The organism is Marinobacter sp. B-21 (assembly GCF_056857895.1).
The window spans coordinates 1-3,030 of record NZ_JBSXNZ010000016.1 but is presented as its reverse complement, the minus strand read 5'-3'; the positions used below and the strand labels follow the sequence as shown (position 1 = coordinate 3,030).

At 51.3% G+C, this 3,030-nt stretch carries 2 protein-coding genes and 1 pseudogene; all 3 read left to right on the top strand.

Annotated elements, in window-relative coordinates; genetic code table 11:
- Positions 1 to 257 precede the first annotated feature (257 nt).
- The 3 genes and pseudogenes from AC13C0_RS00355 to AC13C0_RS00345 all read left to right on the top strand — a co-directional run bounded on the left by AC13C0_RS00355 (position 258) and on the right by AC13C0_RS00345 (position 2,637).
- Positions 258 to 593, top strand: coding sequence for a hypothetical protein (locus AC13C0_RS00355; protein ID WP_341581728.1), 336 nt, complete (start codon positions 258 to 260; stop codon positions 591 to 593).
- 1 nt (position 594) lies between these two features.
- A complete protein-coding gene (locus AC13C0_RS00350) occupies positions 595 to 1,107 on the top strand; it encodes a hypothetical protein (RefSeq protein WP_341581730.1) in 513 nt (170 codons plus the stop codon).
- A 392-nt stretch (positions 1,108 to 1,499) separates the two neighbouring features.
- Positions 1,500 to 2,637: pseudogene (locus AC13C0_RS00345) on the top strand (ISNCY family transposase).
- Positions 2,638 to 3,030: the final 393 nt, after the last annotated feature.

The following is a 3,030-nucleotide window of genomic DNA, read 5'->3' as shown; positions in this document are numbered from 1 at the left end:
AGGTCTTTAACCGCCTGTCTCTGGTAAGCTTGTTGGATACGATGACTCGGCTTCAGAGCCAGCCATGAACCGCCGTATACGGAACCGTACGTACGGTGGTGTGAGAGGACGGGGGAGGTAACTCCCCCTCCTACTCGATCGGCTTCGCCTTCATTACAAGGGCGCCGCTGTGCTTCAGCGTTATGGCAGTGGTTGCTGGACTGCAAGCCACTGGGTAATTTCCGTTTTTGGAAAAACCATGGAAAGGAGGAAACGCAATGGACTGTCCCACAATTTCGGGCTTGAAGCTGGACTCTGAAGATCAGGACGCGCTGGAAGCAATAAGGAAGGCTCAGCGCAATGGAAACATGCTAGAGATTCTTTTGCCCGCTGGGGTTTTAACAACGATATTTCTTGGCAACAACTCTGCGCAAGTGACTTTCAATGTTCATTCCACCGACTGGGTTCTGTTCGCACAGTCAATGAGCAAGATTCAGCCTGTTGTCAGAAAAACAATATCCGAAATTGCCCAAATGCAAAGGCTCAGAGCAGGGTTGTCATACGAACAACGGCAGTTCTGGAAAGCCGTGGATAATGGTTGCGGGGGCTATTAATATGAAAGTTAATTTCAAACTCGCATGCCCTTTGCTGCTCGCCGCCACTTCTGCTTTTGCTGGTGGTAACAACGAACCTACTGCACATCGCTACATTTCTGAGAGAATTGCACAATATGGAGAAGCCGTAGAGCGGTGTGAAAAAATAGCTGCTAGTCGTCCCTTACCCGATGAATCAGTGATCGAACAGTTGCGTGATTATAGTATCGATGATGTAAGAATTTTTCTCATCACGCGAAGTTCGCTTGTCTCGGAGATTTGCGAAAAGCCAGAGTTGACTGAATTGGCTTACGCAATTGGTGTTTTGGAGGGTGCCGATATTTCTGGGACACCGAAAGAGATTGTACAGAATATAAAACAATTGGTTTTTGGCGAAGCAACTTGGGGCTTGAAAAAGAAATATCTCGAGCTTCCAGTGAGTGTCCAAAATATTTTGAAGAAAACGGATTATTTTGATAAGCCATTCGATGATATTGCTATTCTGAATGCTATCGAAAATGCCAAAAAGCCATAACCCATATGAGCCTTCTCGGAATCAATAGGCAATAGTCATTTTTTTGGCCGCACCAGCGGCTAACCTAAACCCATGAGCAAGAACGCCTGCTTCGTTAGTCTCATCGAGCTTCAGGCACTTACAGCAAACACATATAGGGGCTCTCTTACGTGGCTTCAGGCCACAGCCTGACCGGTCGTTCCATCGGTGGATCAGGGGCACCAGACATTCATCGGTTAACCGGTCACTGGCACTATTCAAACGTCGGGCTGCATGGCTCCAGTTAGTGCCCATCCAGAAACTAATAAACGGTTGATTTTCAAATAATAATTCTGAGAATGGATAAAAAATCCTCTTGGTTCTGGTATGTTTTAGGTGCGAACAAAAAACATCAACAACCAAGAGAATCCCGCATGCGAGAAACCCGCAATGCTCAGGCCAGTATATTCGAACATTACTCGAATCACGAGTATGGCATCCGGCTCCAGAAGCTGTCGGAGGTCCTGGACAGGCACCCAGCCGGTCCTGCCTGCAGTCCACGATCCGGGGCATCAAGCCGGAAACCCTGGAGCGGGCGCACCAGGTACTGACAAGAAGCCTGCTGGACACGGGGGTGGCTTCCCTGGATAAGCTGCGCATCGACAGTACCGTGGTGGCCAGCCCTATTGCTCCGCCCAGTGACAGCCAGTTGCTGAATGATGGCGTGCGTGTGATCAGCCGGCTGCTGGCAAAAAGCAAAACCGACACCGGCCTGAAGGTCCGCTTTACTGACAAGCGCAAAGCGGCAAAGTCACTGGCCTTTCGCATATTCAACGCAAAGCAGGCGGTCAAGAACGAACTCTATCCCGAGTTGCTGAAGATCGCTCGATGGGTCGTGAAGCAGGCGGATCGCGGACATCAGCAGGTCGTTGACGGTGCCGAGGCTTCCCCCGCCACACGGAAATGGCTGGAGGCTCTGGCACACTACAGAGACCTGACCGCGCGGGTGATCGAGCAAACGTAACGTCGAGTCATCCAGGGCGAGCGGGTGCCCTCGGGGGACAAAATCATCAGCCTGTTCGAGCCGCACACAGATATTATCGTCATGGGATTCCGGGATGTGCAGTACGGCCACAAGATCAACCTGAGCAGCGAAGTGAGAGGTTTTATTACCGCGTTAACCATTGAAGAGGGCAATCCCGGTGACAAGACCCTGTTCCTGCCGGTTCTGGATTATCACCGTTCTGTTCTGGGCAAGTTGCCCCGCTCAGTGGTTGCCGATGGCGGCTACGCCAGTCAGGCGAACGTCGCGGCCGGACGCGCCATGGGGCTTAAGCACGTTGTATTTCACAAGCCCGTGGGCGTATCGCTCACCGCTATGGGCGTGAAGTCGAAGACCTCTAATGCCTTGCATCATTTTCGAGCCGGCATCGGGGCAATATCTCGGAATTAAAGCGGGCCTTCAGAGCCGCGAAAGCGATGTGGAAAGGTCACGATGGCTTCAAGGCGTTTGTCTGGGCCTCGGCTCTGAGTTACAACCTGGTTCGGCTGGCACGACTCGGCCCCGATTAGCCTACGGCTTGGGCCTCAAAAGCTGTTGAAAGGATGCATGGACAGGCCTTGCAGTGCATACCTGTGGCCTGAATTTGGACTGATTGATCAGATAGTGGCCAAACTGACCGGTATTCAATCGCCTTCAATTTTTTGAAGGCACTCAGCTAAGCTCCTATTCCCAGAAATGAGCCAAACTGGTTGAAAACGCGTGTTTCTGGATGGGAACTATCTAGAACGCACTTTTTTGCAATATCGTGGAATCCGGTCTAGTTGCTGTTGAACTAAACCGCTTCGCGGTAGCGAGTAAGCCGGGGAGTTTCCCGCGAGATCAGGTGGATTGACGGATACTTTTGATGAGCCCAGGTGGGCTTTTCAGAAGAGGAGAATCCGTCATGACACCGTTACGTCAGA